The organism is Ectopseudomonas khazarica (assembly GCF_017915135.1).
GTDB classification, from domain to species: Bacteria; Pseudomonadota; Gammaproteobacteria; order Pseudomonadales; family Pseudomonadaceae; genus Aquipseudomonas; species Aquipseudomonas khazarica.
The window spans coordinates 2,533,957-2,549,063 of sequence record NZ_CP068551.1 but is presented as its reverse complement, the minus strand read 5'-3'; the positions used below and the strand labels follow the sequence as shown (position 1 = coordinate 2,549,063).

At 63.7% G+C, this 15,107-nt stretch carries 16 protein-coding genes and 1 tRNA gene; 10 read left to right on the top strand and 7 right to left on the bottom strand.

Annotated elements, in window-relative coordinates; translation table 11 throughout:
• Window positions 1–87: 87 nt before the first annotated feature.
• Both JLK41_RS12120 and JLK41_RS12115 read left to right on the top strand, forming a co-directional pair.
• Window positions 88–279 (top strand): hypothetical protein, encoded by a 192-nt coding sequence (locus JLK41_RS12120; protein ID WP_155294612.1) that lies wholly within the window; start codon window positions 88–90, stop codon window positions 277–279.
• 112 nt (window positions 280–391) lie between these two features.
• Window positions 392–1,561: a tyrosine-type recombinase/integrase gene (locus JLK41_RS12115; RefSeq protein ID WP_210391085.1), complete on the top strand. Its 1,170-nt coding sequence runs from the start codon at window positions 392–394 to the stop codon at window positions 1,559–1,561.
• Window positions 1,562–1,681: 120 nt separating this feature from the next.
• On the opposite strand, the gene JLK41_RS12110 is transcribed toward JLK41_RS12115, so the two are convergent.
• Window positions 1,682–1,769 (bottom strand) — tRNA-Ser (locus tag JLK41_RS12110).
• 173 nt (window positions 1,770–1,942) lie between these two features.
• Here JLK41_RS12110 and JLK41_RS12105 point away from each other — a divergent pair.
• The 8 genes from JLK41_RS12105 (at window position 1,943) to JLK41_RS12070 (ending at window position 7,220) form a co-directional block, all read left to right on the top strand.
• Entirely contained in the window at window positions 1,943–2,611 is a 669-nt protein-coding gene (locus tag JLK41_RS12105) for a Bax inhibitor-1/YccA family protein (RefSeq protein ID WP_134675866.1), read from the top strand.
• A gap of 121 nt (window positions 2,612–2,732) precedes the next feature.
• The gene (tusD, locus tag JLK41_RS12100; protein WP_150609561.1) at window positions 2,733–3,125 is read left to right on the top strand and encodes a sulfurtransferase complex subunit TusD; all 393 of its coding nucleotides are present in this window, start codon (window positions 2,733–2,735) and stop codon (window positions 3,123–3,125) included.
• Window positions 3,126–3,485, top strand: coding sequence for a sulfurtransferase complex subunit TusC (gene tusC / locus JLK41_RS12095; RefSeq protein WP_175252903.1), 360 nt, complete (start codon window positions 3,126–3,128; stop codon window positions 3,483–3,485). It abuts the gene before it with no gap.
• Complete coding sequence (tusB, locus tag JLK41_RS12090; protein WP_152488681.1) at window positions 3,485–3,784, top strand: sulfurtransferase complex subunit TusB; 300 nt, start codon at window positions 3,485–3,487, stop codon at window positions 3,782–3,784. Before tusC ends, tusB begins: the two co-directional genes overlap by 1 nt.
• Window positions 3,781–4,116, top strand: a complete 336-nt coding sequence (locus JLK41_RS12085) for a TusE/DsrC/DsvC family sulfur relay protein (RefSeq protein ID WP_134675867.1) — start codon at window positions 3,781–3,783, stop codon at window positions 4,114–4,116. The genes tusB and JLK41_RS12085 overlap by 4 nt, the downstream gene beginning before the upstream one ends.
• Window positions 4,113–5,108, top strand: a complete 996-nt coding sequence (locus JLK41_RS12080) for a glycosyl transferase family protein (protein ID WP_210391084.1) — start codon at window positions 4,113–4,115, stop codon at window positions 5,106–5,108. The genes JLK41_RS12085 and JLK41_RS12080 overlap by 4 nt, the downstream gene beginning before the upstream one ends.
• A gap of 73 nt (window positions 5,109–5,181) precedes the next feature.
• Window positions 5,182–6,189 carry a glutathione S-transferase family protein gene (locus JLK41_RS12075; RefSeq protein ID WP_210391083.1) on the top strand — a complete coding sequence of 336 codons (1,008 nt, stop codon included), beginning with the start codon at window positions 5,182–5,184 and terminating at the stop codon, window positions 6,187–6,189.
• 83 nt (window positions 6,190–6,272) lie between these two features.
• Complete coding sequence (locus tag JLK41_RS12070) at window positions 6,273–7,220, top strand: IS481 family transposase (RefSeq protein WP_210389071.1); 948 nt, start codon at window positions 6,273–6,275, stop codon at window positions 7,218–7,220.
• Window positions 7,221–7,299: 79 nt separating this feature from the next.
• Here the strand turns inward: JLK41_RS12070 and cysG are convergent, their stop codons facing one another.
• From cysG to ftsK, 6 genes are all read right to left on the bottom strand, one after another.
• Complete coding sequence (gene cysG, locus JLK41_RS12065; protein ID WP_037055933.1) at window positions 7,300–8,688, bottom strand: siroheme synthase CysG; 1,389 nt, start codon at window positions 8,686–8,688, stop codon at window positions 7,300–7,302.
• 108 nt (window positions 8,689–8,796) lie between these two features.
• Entirely contained in the window at window positions 8,797–10,077 is a 1,281-nt protein-coding gene (gene serS, locus JLK41_RS12060; RefSeq protein ID WP_210391082.1) for a serine--tRNA ligase, read from the bottom strand.
• Window positions 10,078–10,156: 79 nt separating this feature from the next.
• Window positions 10,157–10,537 carry a fluoride efflux transporter CrcB gene (gene crcB, locus JLK41_RS12055; protein WP_037055922.1) on the bottom strand — a complete coding sequence of 127 codons (381 nt, stop codon included), beginning with the start codon at window positions 10,535–10,537 and terminating at the stop codon, window positions 10,157–10,159.
• Window positions 10,534–11,859: a replication-associated recombination protein A gene (locus tag JLK41_RS12050; protein WP_210391081.1), complete on the bottom strand. Its 1,326-nt coding sequence runs from the start codon at window positions 11,857–11,859 to the stop codon at window positions 10,534–10,536. Before JLK41_RS12050 ends, crcB begins: the two co-directional genes overlap by 4 nt.
• A gap of 3 nt (window positions 11,860–11,862) precedes the next feature.
• The gene (lolA, locus tag JLK41_RS12045; RefSeq protein ID WP_037055916.1) at window positions 11,863–12,489 is read right to left on the bottom strand and encodes an outer membrane lipoprotein periplasmic chaperone LolA; all 627 of its coding nucleotides are present in this window, start codon (window positions 12,487–12,489) and stop codon (window positions 11,863–11,865) included.
• A gap of 124 nt (window positions 12,490–12,613) precedes the next feature.
• A complete protein-coding gene (gene ftsK, locus JLK41_RS12040) occupies window positions 12,614–15,022 on the bottom strand; it encodes a DNA translocase FtsK (RefSeq protein WP_392492032.1) in 2,409 nt (802 codons plus the stop codon).
• Window positions 15,023–15,107 lie beyond the last annotated feature (85 nt).

The following is a 15,107-nucleotide window of genomic DNA, read 5'->3' as shown; positions in this document are numbered from 1 at the left end:
CGCTTGCGTTTGGACGTGCAGGTTTACATGAACCCGGAGGGACCATCCGGCGGGCCGTGCCTGACCGCCTGCGCGGGTGGAAACAACATGCAAGACCCTATCCCCAGGCTCTACAACGTCCATCTGGAGGGCATGGCCACCCTTGGCATGGTGCTGGCGGGCGTCGAGGTGATCGACGGCCAGGTCTTCCATCAGGCCTGGCATTGCCGCCCGCTGGAAGAGGCCGTGGTAATTCCCTGGTCGGCCTGCCCACGCTCGTCGCTGGATCTGCTGATCTGAGGCATTCGTTGCCGGCATAACAAGAAACAACCGCTGCATCTTCTCGGCCCGACCTCGGGCCGAGCTTCTTATCGGCCCATACACTGGGCTTTTCGTGTGCCGGGGGGCGCAGATGGCAAAGGGTGTAGAGGTGCGCGGCAACCGCGTGCGTGTGTATTTCCGTTATCAGGGCGAACTGTGCCGCGAGCCGTTCAATGGTGATGCAACGCCCGACAACATCGCCCAGGCCGAACGCCTAGTCGGCATGATCGAGTACGAAATCAAGGCGGGCACATTCAGCTATGCCCGCCACTTCCCTGACTCGCCCAAGGTGAAAACCAACACCTTCGGGCACTACCTGGACCTATGGCTTGAGATCAAGCGCAACCAGCTCGCCGCCAGCGGCTTCCGTGGCTACCTGAGCCGCGTGGAGAACCATATCCGCCCGCGCTGGGGCGATGAACAGGCCGACCAGATCGACCACCTGGACATGCAAGCATGGGTACAGAAGGAGCTGATGGCCAAGCTGCATAACAAGACGGTGCGTGAAATCGTCAGCAACATGCGTCAGGTGTTTCGCCTGTACCGCACCCGCAACAAGAGCGCCCACGATCCCACGGACGGGATTGCAATCACTCTGCCCGATACCGAAGACCCGGACCCGTTTACACGCGAGGAAATCGACACACTGCTCAGCGCTGAGAGCGACCGTGTGCAGGAACTGAACATGATCGAGTTCATGCTCTGGTGCGGCCCGCGCGTAAGCGAGGCAATGGCGCTGACATGGGAGGACGTAGACCTCGAAGCCGGCACGGTGACTTTCCGTCGCGCCCGCGTGCGCAGTCAGTACAAGGTGACGAAGACACGCCGCTCGACGCGCAAGGTTCAGCTACTGGCGCCGGCGCTGCGCGCCCTGGAACGCCAGGTGGCGCACACAAAGAGCATGAAGCCGGTGGAAATCGAGGTGGTGGACCGGGACAACCGCACGCGGCGCAAGCAGGCCGTGCGCTTCGTCTTCCACAACTCGGCGACCAATCAGGCCTATTCGACGTCCGACAACCTGCGGAATGTGTGGTGGAAGGCGCACTTGAAGCGCGCAGGCATCAAGCCACGCGGCCCGAACCAATGCCGGCACACGTTTGCCAGCCAGATGCTGAGCAGCGGGATTGCAACACCAGAGTGGATTGCTGACCAGATGGGGCACACGTCCACGGCGATGATCTTCAAGCACTACGCCAAGTGGATCAGCAAAGACGGCCCCGACTTCGTGGGCATGCTCAACAGGGCCTTGAACCTGCTGTAACACCCCACCGGGAGGGCCATTCGACTGCCCTCCCTGCTTACCTCTATTCCCAAAGTGTTCCCAAAACGCTCCCTTGCGGGCTTCTATTTTGAGAAACCCCTTACAGGACAGGGCTTTAGATGGCGGAAGCGGTGAGATTCGAACTCACGGATAGTTGCCCATCGACGGTTTTCAAGACCGTTGCCTTAAACCACTCGGCCACGCTTCCAGATTCTTTCTACGGAGGGTTCGAGACCGCTGTCTCGAAGCTCCGCCTCAGTGCGGGCGGCAATCTTACCGGAACGCAACACACTGTCAAACTCTCTGTCTTGGCACAGGGATCGGCTCTGCTATGATCCGGGCATTCGAGTAACGGAATCCTTGTGCCACAGGAGCGTCGCCATGCAAGAGCAAGACTACGTCATCAATCATTCGCAGGCTGAGCAACAGGAAGTCAGCAAGGTGTTGCGCAACACCTACGGCCTGCTGGCCATCACCCTGGCGTTCAGCGGCCTGGTGGCGTTCTTCAGCCAGCGCGCGAACCTGCCTTACCCGAGCTTCTTCGTGGTGCTGATCGGCTTCTACGGCCTGTTCTTCCTCACCTACAAGCTGCGTGATTCCGCCTGGGGCCTGGTTTCCACCCTCGCGCTGACCGGTTTCATGGGCTACACCCTCGGCCCGATCCTCAACCGCTACCTGGGCATGGCCAACGGCGCGGAAGTGATCAGCTCGGCGTTCTCCATGACCGCCCTGGTGTTCTGCGGCCTGTCCGCCTACGTGCTGACCACCCGCAAGGACATGAGCTTCCTCAGCGGCTTCATCACCGCTGGCGTGTTCGTCCTGCTCGGCGCCATGGTGGCCGGCTTCTTCTTCCAGATCAGCGGCCTGCAGCTGGCGATCAGCGCCGGTTTCGTGCTGTTCTCTTCGGCCTGCATCCTGTACCAGACCAGCGCCATCATCCACGGTGGCGAGCGTAACTACATCATGGCCACCATCAGCCTGTACGTATCGATCTACAACCTGTTCGTCAGCCTGCTGCAGATCTTCGGCATCATGGGCGGCGACGACTGATAGGCTTTCGTCCCCCTTCGAGCCCGCTTCGGCGGGCTTTTCTTTTTTATCCACTCGACTTTGTGCGCCGCAGGCCCCTGGCCTTATCATTGCGGCTGTTTTTCGCTTCGCCGGACGCCCCATGAAGTTTGCCATCGCCCTGTTCGCCGCCCCTCACCTGCCTGCCTCGCGGCGCGCGCTGCGCTTTGCCCAGGCAGCGCTGGCTGGCGGCCATGAAATCGTCCGCCTGTTCTTCTATCAGGACGGCGTGCACAGCGCCGCCAGCAATATCGTCACCCCGCAGGATGAGCTGGACCTGCCCGGGGAGTGGCGTGAGTTCGTCACCGGCAACGACCTGGACGCTGTGGTGTGCATCGCCGCAGCACTGCGCCGTGGCGTGCTCAACGACGAGGAGGCGCAGCGCTATTCGCGCCCTGCGGCCAACCTGGAGGCGCCGTGGGAGCTGTCCGGCCTCGGCCAGTTGCATGAAGCCGCACAACAGGCCGATCGACTGATCTGCTTCGGAGGCCAGTGAATGAGCAAGTCGCTGCTGATCATCAGCCGCCAGGCGCCCTGGAGCGGCCCAGGTGCCCGTGAGGCGCTGGACATCGCCCTGGCCGGTGGCGCATTCGACCTGCCGATTGGCATGCTGTTTCTCGACGATGGCGTGTTTCAGCTGAACCAGGGCCAGCAACCAGGCGCGCTGCAACAGAAAGACCTCGGCGCCAACCTGCAGGCGCTGCCGATGTTCGGCGTAGAGGATCTGTACGCCAGCGAGCGCAGCCTCGCCGAACGCGGCCTCGCCGGCAACGAACTGAATCTGGCGGTGCAGCGTCTCGACGACAGCGCGCTGACCGCCCTCCTCGACCGTTACGACCAGGTGATCACAGTCTGATGGCCACCCTGCACATTCTTTCTCATTCGCCATTCGCCGACAGCCGCCTGGCCAGTTGCCTGCGCCTGCTCGGCGCCCAGGACGCCCTGCTGCTCTGTGGCGACGCGGTCTACGCCTTGCAGCCTGCAACCGCCAACCTGCAGGCGCTGCAGTTGATGCCCGCCAGCGTCGCGCTCTACGCCCTGGACGAAGACCTCGCCGCGCGCCACCTGCAAGCCCCCGAACGCGTACAGGCCGTGGACTATCCGGGCTTCGTCGAACTCTGCACCCGCTACGCCAAGGTCAACAGCTGGTTATGAACACGCTGAACGTCGCTGGACAGCATATCGCCCTGGACAAGGACGGCTACCTGGTCGACCTGCAGGATTGGTCGGGCCCGGTGGCCGAGGCCCTGGCGGAGGCCGAGGAGCTGCAACTGAGTGCCGAGCACTGGGAAATCCTCCAGCTGCTGCGCGCCTTCTACAACGAATTCCAGCTGTCGCCGGCCAATCGCCCGCTGATCAAGTACGTGGCCCTCAAGCTGGGCCCGGAGAAAGGCAACAGCCTGCACCTCAATCGCCTGTTCAAGGGCACGCCTGCCAAGCTGGCGGCCAAGCTGGCCGGCCTGCCCAAACCGACCAATTGCCTATGAATCTGATCACTCCCGCCGAACACCCTTTCGCCCAGTTCGTGCGCATCCTCGGCAAGGGCAAGCGTGGCGCTCGCGGCCTGACCCGCGAAGAAGCACGCGAGGCCATGGGCCTGCTGCTCGATGACAAGGTCGAGGACACCCAGCTTGGCGCCTTCCTGATGCTGTTGCGGCACAAGGAAGAAAGCGCCGAGGAACTCGCCGGCTTCACCGAGGCGATTCGTCCGCGACTGGCTGCCCCGGTTATCCAGGTCGATCTGGACTGGCCCAGCTACGCCGGCAAGAAACGCCACCTGCCGTGGTACCTGCTGGCAGCCAAGGCCCTGGCGAACAGCGGCGTGCGCATCTTCATGCACGGCGGCGGCGCCCACACCGCCGGACGCCTGTATACCGAGCAGCTCCTGGCCCTCCTGGAGATACCCCGCTGCCATGACTGGCCGTCGGTGCAGCATGCGCTGGACCAGCAACACCTGGCCTACGGCTACCTGGGCGACTGGATGCCGGCGCTGCAGCGCATGATCGACCTGCGCAACACGCTGGGCCTGCGCTCGCCGATCCACTCCCTGGCCCGCGTGATCAACCCGCTCGGCGCACGCTGCGGCCTGCAAAGCATCTTCCATCCCGGCTACCAGGCCGTGCATCGCGAAGCCAGTCGCCTGCTGGAGGATTGCGCCATCGTGATCAAGGGCGAAGGGGGCGAGATCGAGGCCAACCCGGATTCGGCCTGCCACCTCTATGGCACCGCCAATGGCGAGGACTGGGATGAGGAATGGCCAGCGCTCTCGGCGCAGCGCCACGTCAAGCCGGAGAGCCTCGACCCGGCACGGCTGAAGGCCTTCTGGCACGGCGAGCAGGAGGATGCCTATGGCTATCTGGCGGTCATCGCCACCATGGCCACCGCGCTGCGCGGCCTTGGTCTGGCGCGTGAGGACGCCTTCGCCCAGGCGAAGATGCGCTGGGACGCCCGTCTTCAATCAATCTCTTCGATGGATTGAGCCAGCTTTTTCAACGCTTCAATCGAGCCGGTGACGATAGACTCCAGTTTCATTCAAAACGGAGGCAGGCGTCATGGGCTTGTTGATCGATGGGCGCTGGCACGACCAGTGGTATGACACCGGCAGCGGCGGACGTTTCCAGCGCGAAAGCGCGCAGCGGCGCAACTGGGTGACCGCCGACGGCGGCGCGGGGCCAAGTGGCGATGCCGGTTTCAAGGCCGAGGCCGGCCGCTACCACCTGTACGTTTCGCTGGCCTGCCCCTGGGCGCATCGCACCCTGATCCTGCGCAAGCTCAAAGGGCTCGAATCGCTGATCGATGTGTCGGTGGTCAGCTGGCTGATGCGCGAACAGGGCTGGACCTTCGATCGCGACTTCGGCTCCAGCGGCGATCAACTCGACAACCTCACCTACATGCATCAGCGCTACACGGCGGACGACCGTCATTACAGTGGGCGCGTCACCGTGCCAGCGCTGTGGGACAAGCAAACCGGCGGCATCGTCAGCAACGAGTCGTCGGAAATCATCCGCATGTTCAACGACGCATTCGACGGCCTGAGCGGCAACGACCTGGATTTCTACCCCGAGCCATTGCGCGAGCGCATCGATCAGCTCAACGAGCGCATCTATCCGGCGGTGAACAACGGCGTCTATCGCGCAGGCTTCGCCACTACCCAGGATGCCTACGAAGAGGCCTTCGACGAGCTGTTCGACATGCTCGATGAGCTCGAAACGCTGCTAGACGGGCAACGCTATCTGGCCGGGCATTACCTGACCGAAGCCGACATCCGCCTGTTCACCACGCTGATCCGCTTCGACGCCGTCTACCACGGCCACTTCAAGTGCAACCTGAAGCGCATCGAAGACTACCCGAACCTGTCCAACTGGCTGCGCGAGCTCTACCAGTGGCCCGGCGTCAGCGAGACGGTGGACTTCACCCATATCAAGTCGCACTACTACGCCAGCCACGCCACCATCAACCCGACGGGTGTGGTGCCCAAGGGGCCGCAGCAGGACTTCATGCGCACGCACGATCGCCAGCGCCTGCCGGGCAAGGGCGTGTGGCAAAAAACCGAGCGCTAGGTGTGATCTCTCAGTAGGTTGTTCATCCGGGGCATTCCCGGAATTCTGGAAGCGCGACCAACACAGCCTTCCAGGAGCCCCGGATGAACCTGCATAAACATGCCCGTCTTACCCCGCGAGGTCGAGCCCTTCTCGTGCAGCGCATGCTCAACGGTCTGCGAGTCGAAGATGCGGCACAAGCCGCTGGCGTCAGTGTGCGTACAGCCTACAAGTGGCTCAAACGCTTTCGTGAGGAAGGTGAGATTGGCCTGATGGATCGTTCATCACGTCCGCACTCATGCCCCCATGCCACGGCAATCGCTCTGGTCGAGCAACTGATCGAGCTACGTCGCTCTCGCAAGACTTACCGGCAGATCGCTCAGATACTCGGCCTGGCCGTCAGTACCGTGGCCCGCCGCCTCAAGCAGGCCGGCTTTCATCGGCTGGCTGAGCTGGAACCCGCTCCTGTGGTGGTGCGTTATGAATACGCCAATCCTGGCGATCTCCTGCACTTGGACATCAAGAAGCTTGGCCGCTTCTGGAAACCCGGGCATCGAGTCACTGGCGACCGTCAGCAGTGCTCCGACGGCGCCGGCTGGGAGTTCATGCACGTGGCTATCGACGATGCGTCCCGACTGGCGTTCACCAGCCTGCATCCAGATGAGCGCGGCAGCAGCGCCTGCCGGGCCTTGCTGCAAGCACTGCGCTACTACCGCGGGCTGAACATCTGCTTTCGGCGCGTCATGACAGACAACGGCGCCTGTTATCGGTCCCGGGCGTTTCAACGGTTGTGTGCTCGACTCAGGCTGAAACACATCCGTACCAAGCCCTATACGCCACGCACCAACGGTAAGGCCGAGCGCTTCATCCAAACGAGCCTGCGTGAATGGGCCTATGCCCGTAGCTACGACACTTCACAGCAGCGAGCAGCGCACCTGCTGCCCTGGCTGCATCACTACAACTGGCACCGACTGCACGCCAGCCTCGGATACCTGCCCCCGATCAGCAGAGCACCGCTTCCACTGAACAACGTACTGGGTTTACACAGCTAGGCCGCAGGGTGGATGAGGCCTTCTTCATCCATCGATACCCAGCCACGGTGGATCGATGAAGCGCGATCCACCCCACGTATCAGACGTGGCCCTGCGCACCCTCGAACCAGGCCAGCTTGTCACGCAAGGTGACCACCTCGCCGACGATGACCAGAGTCGGTGCATGCACTTCATGCTCGGCCACCAGTTGCGGCAAGCTGTCCAGGGTGCCAGTGAACACCCGCTGATTCTGCGTGGTGCCCTGCTGCACCAGAGCCGCCGGCGTTGCGCCCGAACGACCGTGGGCGATCAGTTGCTCGCAGATGGCGGGCAACCCCACCAGGCCCATGTAGAACACCAGCGTCTGCCCTGGGGCCACCAGGTCCTTCCATGGCAGATTGCTGCTGCCATCCTTGAGGTGCCCCGTGACGAAGCGGACCGACTGCGCATGATCGCGGTGGGTCAACGGAATGCCCGCATAGGCGGCGCAACCCGACGCGGCGGTGATGCCTGGCACCACCTGGAAGGGAATGTCCTCCGCGGCCAGTTGCTCGATTTCCTCGCCACCACGGCCGAAGATGAACGGGTCGCCCCCTTTCAGGCGCAACACGCGCTTGCCCTGCCTGGCCAGGTCGATCAGCAGCTGGTTGATCTGCTCCTGCGGCACCGCATGATCGGCGCGGCGCTTGCCCACGTAGATGCGCTCGGCATCGCGGCGGCACAACTCGATGATGGCTGGCGCCACCAGGCGGTCGTAGAGCACCACATCGGCCTGCTGCATCAGGCGCAGCGCCCGGAAAGTCAGCAGGTCCGGATCACCGGGGCCGGCACCGACCAGATAGACCTCGCCCAGCGCTCGCGGCGCGGCGCCAGCCAGGCGCTCCTGCAGAAGACGCTCGCCCGCCTCCGGTTTGCCAGCGAAGACGCTCTCGGCAATCGGCCCCTGGAAGACATCCTCCCAGAATACCCGGCGCTGCTGCACATCGGGAAACATCTGTTTGACCCGCTCGCGAAAGCGCTTGCCCAGGTTGGCCAGTTGCCCATAGCTGGCAGGAATCCAGGTCTCGATCTTGGCCCGGATCAGTCGCGCCAGTACCGGCGCATCACCACCACTGCTGACGGCAACGATCAGCGGCGAACGATCGACGATCGCCGGGAAGATCACACTGCACAGCGACGGCGCATCGACGACGTTGACCGGGATACCGAGCGCCTGGGCTTCGGCGGACACCTGCGCGTTGAGCGTTTCGTCGTCGGTCGCCGCGATGACCAGGGCCACGCCCTGCAGGTCGCTGCTCGCATAGCCGCGCAGGAAGATGCCGGCCGAGCCAGCCAGCTCCTGCAGCTCGCTACGCACCTCGGGCGCAACGACGCGCAGGCGCGCACCGGCATCACTGAGCAGGCGCGCCTTGCGCAGCGCGACCTCACCACCGCCGATCACCAGTACCGGGCGATCCTGCAGCTTGTGGAACAGCGGAAGAAATTGCATCAGGTCAGCCTCAGCGAAGGTCGGTTCGCAGAATGCGTCGTGCACACCCTGCCGCCATTGAAAACGGGGCAGCCGTGCCGCCCCGTTCCATGCATCGCGATGAGCGGCTCAGCCGATCACTTCGATACCACCCATGTAGGGCTTGAGTACCTCGGGCACGCGAATGCTGCCGTCGGCCTGCTGGTAGTTCTCCAGCACCGCGACCAGGGTGCGGCCCACGGCCAGGCCGGAACCATTGAGCGTGTGCAGCAGCTCCGGCTTGCCGGTTTCCGGGTTGCGGTAACGCGCCTGCATGCGGCGCGCCTGGAAGTCGCCGCAGTTGGAGCAGGAGGAAATCTCGCGGTACTTGTCCTGGCTCGGCACCCAGACTTCCAGGTCGTAAGTCTTGACCGCAGAGAAGCCCATGTCGCCGGTGCACAGTGCCAGCTTGCGATACGGCAGCTCGAGCAACTGCAGCACGCGCTCGGCATTGGCCGTCATGCCTTCCAGCGCTTCGAAGGAGGTCGACGGTTCCACGACCTGCACCATCTCGACCTTGTCGAACTGGTGCTGGCGAATCATGCCGCGCGTATCGCGGCCGGAGGCCCCTGCCTCGCTGCGGAAGCACGGCGTGTGGGCGACGAACTTCAGCGGCAGCTGCTTGGCGTCGAGGATTTCGCCGGCGACGATGTTGGTCAGCGACACTTCGGCGGTCGGGATCAGGTACAGATCGGCCTGGTCTTCACGGGCGATCTTGAACAGGTCTTCCTCGAACTTCGGCAGTTGACCGGTGCCCTGCAGCGCCGGCGCCTGCACTAGGTACGGGGTGTAGGCCTCTTCGTAGCCGTGCTCGCCAGTGTGCAGGTTGATCATGAACTGCGCCAGGGCACGGTGCAGGCGCGCGATGGGGCCGCGCAGCAGGGCGAAACGGGCACCGGAGAGCTTGGCGGCAGTCTCGAAGTCCAGCCAGCCGTGCTGCTCGCCCAGGGCGACGTGATCCTTGATCTCGAAGTCGAAGCTGCGCGGTGTCCCCCAGCGCGCGACCTCGACGTTCTCGTCCTCGTCGGCGCCGACCGGCACGGATTCGTGCGGCAGGTTGGGGATGTTCAGCAGCAGGTTGTCCAGCTCGCCCTGGATCGCGTCGAGCTCGCGCTTGCCGGCTTCCAGGTCGCTGCCCATCTGGTCCACTTCCGCCAGCAGCGGCGCGATGTCTTCACCGCGCGCCTTGGCCTGGCCAATGGACTTGGAACGACTGTTACGCTCGGCCTGCAATTGTTCGGTGCGCACCTGCACCGACTTGCGCTGACTCTCCAGGGCCTCGAAGCGGGCGACGTCGAGTGCGAAGCCACGGGTGGCGAGGCGCTCGGCGATTTCGGTGAGTTGCGTGCGGACGAGTTTGGAGTCGAGCATGTTCGGGTCTCAATACATCGGCGAAATGGTTAATGACCAGCAAGCTGGCGCGGGTTGTGGAGTGTAAAGCCTTAACGGGTCAGGATGCCAATCGGGCCAGACTCAGGCCGGCCCAGGCTGCCAGCAGACCGCCAAGGATGCTGAAGGCCAGATAGCCGAAGGCTTCGGGTGCGCGCCCGCCCTCCATCAGCTTCATGATCTCCAGGCTGAAGGACGAAAACGTGGTGAAGCCACCCAGCACGCCGGTGATCAGCCCGGTGCGCAGCTCCAGTGGCAGGTCGGTACGGGTGAGGAACAGGCCGGACAGCAGACCGATCAACAGGCAACCCAGCACGTTGACGGTGAGCGTGGCCAGGTAGAAGTGCCGCGGCCAGTTGCCGGCGACCCAGCTGGCCACCAGAAAGCGCATCAGCGAACCGACAGCCCCCCCTGCCGCCACGGCAAGCGCCACACGAATCATCTCTTTCTCCTTTGTCGGGTGCTGCTGGAATCCAGGCTGCGCAGGTGCTTGAGCTTCTCGCGAATCTTCGACTCCAGGCCTCGCGGCACCGGCTGGTAATACTCGCGCGGCTCCATTTCATCCGGGAAATACACTTCGCCAGCGGCGTAGGCATTGGGCTCATCGTGGGCGTAGCGGTATTCCTCGCCATAACCGAGCTGCTGCATCAGCTTGGTCGGCGCATTGCGCAGGTGCAGTGGCACCTCCAGCGAGCCGAACTCGGCGACATCCTGCTTGGCTGCCTTGATCCCCAGATACACCGCGTTGCTCTTGGCTGCGCAGGCGAGGTAAGTCACCGCCTGCGCCAGCGCCAGGTCGCCCTCGGGACTGCCCAGGCGCTTGACCGCATCCCAGGCGGCCAGACACAACGGCAACGCACGCGGGTCGGCATTCCCGACGTCTTCGCTGGCCATGGCGACAATGCGCCGGCAGATGTAGGCCGGGTCGCAGCCGCCGTCGAGCATGCGCGCCAACCAATACAGCGCGCCATCGGGGCTGGAGCCGCGGACGGACTTGTGCAACGCGCTGATCTGGTCGTAGAAGGCTTCGCCGCCCTTGTCGAAACGCCGGCGGGTATCGCCCAGCAGGTTGTGTAGCGAGGCCACGGCGATCTCGCCACCATCCTCGGCCAGGTCGGCGGCGTTCTCGAGGAAATTGAGCAGGCGCCGGCCATCGCCATCGGCGGCGGCCATGAGCATGGCGAAGCTTTCCTCGGGCAGGCTCAGGTGACGCTCGCCCAGGCCTTTCGGGTCGCTCAGCGCGCGCGCCACCAGCTTGCGCATGGCCGCCTCGTCGAGGCTCTTGAGCACATAGACGCGGGCGCGCGACAGCAGTGCATTGTTCAGTTCGAACGAAGGGTTCTCGGTGGTGGCGCCGATGAAGATCAGCGTGCCGTCTTCGACGTAGGGCAGGAAGGCATCCTGCTGGCTCTTGTTGAAACGGTGCACCTCGTCGACGAAGAGGATGGTGCGACGGCCATATTGCGCGGCATGCTGCTGCGCCACCTCGACCGCCTGGCGAATCTCCTTGACCCCGGAGAGCACCGCCGAGATGGTCTCGAAATGCGCATCGCTGACCTTGGCCAGCAGGCGCGCCAGGGTGGTCTTGCCTACCCCAGGCGGCCCCCAGAAGATCATCGAATGCAAGGCGCCCTGTTCCAGCGCTTCACGCAGCGGCTTGCCAGGCCCCAGCACATGCTCCTGGCCGACGTATTCATCCAGGCTGGTAGCACGCAAACGCGCAGCCAGGGGCTGCGCGACGGGTTGGCGAGCGAACAGGTCCACCACTTACTCCTGGATGACGTCCGCACCTTGCGGGATGTCGAAGCTGAACAGGCCGTCGTCGACCGGCTCGTTCATCTTCACATTGAGGAACAGGATATTGGTGCGCTGACCAATGCTGTCGATCAGCTGCATGTCGTTGAGCACGCGATTGCGGAACGACAGGCGCAGGCTGTCGAACAGGCTGTCCTTGGCCTTGGGCTTGAGGATGAAGTCGACCACGTTGCCGCCTTCCTTATAGTCGATATCGAAGTTCTCGCGAATCTGCGACACGTCACCGGAGAGCAGCAGCGCCGGGGTGTGGGTCAGGCGCTGGTCGAGGGTCTGCACGGTCACCTGCTCCAGGTCCGGGTCGTACAGCCAGACCTTCTTGCCGTTGGACACCAGCAGCTGCTCCATCGGCTGGTCGGTATGCCAGCGGAACAGCCCCGGGCGCTTGAGCACCAGTTGCCCGGCGGTTTCCTGCAACTGGGTGCCGCTGGCATCGAGCGTCAGTTGCGAAAAGCGCGCACTGATGGTCTGCGCCTGGTTGAGCAGCTCGGTCAGGCGCTGGGTGGCCGCCTCTTCGTCAGCCTGGGCAGTCAGCAGGGTAAAACTCAGAACAGCCAGCATCAGCAGGCGAATAACACGCATAGGAACCCCTTTAGTCCGTGTGAGGATGGCGAGATGACTCCGCACCTCGCATTGCTCGGCCGCATGAACGACCGTGGAATCTTGTAGACCGCGAATCGGGCGGTTTGTCCGTGAGATGCCGAAGTCAGTCGCGCGACGGCCCGGGCGCGATGACCTCGCGCGAGCCGTTGGTGTTCATCGAACTGACCACGCCGGCCATCTCCATCGCCTCGATCATCCGCGCGGCGCGGTTGTAGCCGATCTTCAGCTTGCGCTGCACTGCAGAGATGGAAGCACGACGGCTTTCCAGCACGAAGTTGACGGCTTCGTCGTACAGCGGATCTTCCTCGCTGCCCTCGCCGCCTTCGCCACCACCGCCTTCGAAGCCGCTGCCACCACCCTCCTCGACGCCCGCGAGGATGTCCTCGATGTAGTCGGGCGAGCCGCGCTGCTTCCAGGCCTCGACCACACGGTGCACTTCATCGTCGGAGACGAAGGCACCATGCACGCGGATCGGCAGGCCGGTGCCGGGCGGCAGATAGAGCATGTCACCATGCCCCAGCAACTGCTCGGCGCCACCCTGGTCGAGAATGGTGCGCGAGTCGATCTTACTCGACACCTGGAACGCCATGCGGGTCGGAATGTTGGCCTTGATCAGACCGGTGATCACGTCCACCGAAGGGCGCTGGGTCGCCAGGATCAGGTGAATGCCCGCAGCCCGCGCCTTCTGGGCGATACGTGCGATCAGCTCTTCCACCTTCTTGCCGACGATCATCATCATGTCGGCGAACTCGTCGACGACCACCACGATGGTGGGCAGCGGCTTGAGCAGCGGCGGCTCGTCTTCCATGCTTTCGCGACGGAACAGTGGATCGGTCAGCGGCGTGCCGGCTTCGATGCCGTCCTTGACCTTGCGGTTGAAGCCCGCCAGGTTGCGCACGCCCATCGCCGCCATCAGCTTGTAACGGCGCTCCATCTCGGCCACCGACCAGCGCAACGCATTGGCGGCCTCCTTCATGTCGGTCACGACCGGGCACAGCAGGTGCGGAATGCCTTCGTAGATCGACAGCTCGAGCATCTTCGGGTCGATCATGATCATCCGCGCCTCTTCCGGCGTGGACTTGAACAGGACCGACAGGATCATCGCGTTGACCCCCACCGACTTACCAGAACCTGTGGTACCGGCCACCAGCAGGTGCGGCATCTTGGCCAGGTCGGCGATCACCGGACGTCCGCCGATGTCGTGCCCGAGGGCCAGGGTGACCGGCGACTTGGCATCGTCGTACTCGCTCGACGACAGCACTTCGGAGAAGCGCACGATCTGCCGGTCTTCGTTGGGTATCTCGATGCCCACGGTGGTCTTGCCGGGAATCACCTCGACCACGCGTACGCTGACCATGGCCATCGAGCGTGCCAGGTCCTTGGCCAGGTTGGAGATGCGGCTGACCTTGACGCCGGCAGCGGGCTGAATTTCGAAACGGGTGATCACCGGGCCCGGATGCACGGACTCCACCACCACCTCGACGCCGAATTCCTTGAGCTTGATTTCCAGCAGGCGTGACATGGCCTCGAGCGACTCGGGCGAATACTGCTTCTGCTTCTTCTCGGCGACATCGAGGATGGAAATCGGCGGCAGGCTGCCCTCGATGGCGCTATCGACGAACAGCGGCGCCTGTTTCTCCTTGAGCACGCGCTTGCTCGGCTCCGCCGCCTTGGGCGGCGCAGGCGGCGTGATCACCGGTGCCGGGCGCTTGTCGCGCTCGCTCATGTGCTTGCTCAGCGACTCTTCGCGTTCGAGCAGGCGCTCCTTGACCTTGGCCTGTTCGCGGCGGTCAGCGACCACGGGCGCGGCCACCTCGATGACGCGGTCGTCCAGCTCACGCAGTTGCGCGACCATCTGCTTGCGTTCGCTGCGGGCATTCCACCAGCCCGTGATGGCGCCATGGATCAGTTCGATCAGATCGAGGGTGATCTTGCCGGTCAGGTCCATCACGCGGAACCAGGACAGGTCGGAGAACACCGTCAGGCCGAAGAGGAACAGGGCCAGGAATACCAGGGTGCTGCCTTGTACGTTCAGCGCATGCACGGCCAGATCGCCCAGGCTGGCACCCAGCATGCCACCACCGGAGCCCTGCATGCCGGCATCCGCCGCGAAATGGATGTCGCCGAGTGCGGCGCCAGAGAGAATCAGGAACACCAGGCCGATGCTGTGCCAGGAAAACAGCCAGCCATTCCAGTGCCAGGGTTGGTTACGGGTGCGGAACACCTGCCAGGTCTTGGCCGCCAGCAGCAACGGGAAGATGTAGGCGAAATAGCCCAGCGCACCGAACAGCGCGCTGGAGAGCCAGGCGCCAATGCTGCCACCTGCGTTGATGATGCGCTCGACCTGCACGCTGTTGTCCCAGGCCGGATCGGCGGCGTTGTAGGTCAACAGTGCCATCAGCAGGTACAGGCACATAGCGCCCAGGGCGATCAAGGCGCCTTCCTTCAGTCGATACTGAAGTTTCTGACGCCAATCGATAGTCTGGGTGGTGGAATTCTTCAAAACAGCCATTTCCTGCGCCCTGGGCGCGTCCATCTGATGATTGATCGCGGAAGCGGCCTATTGTAGGGCCTGCCTGGTGCTCAGGCCAATTGCC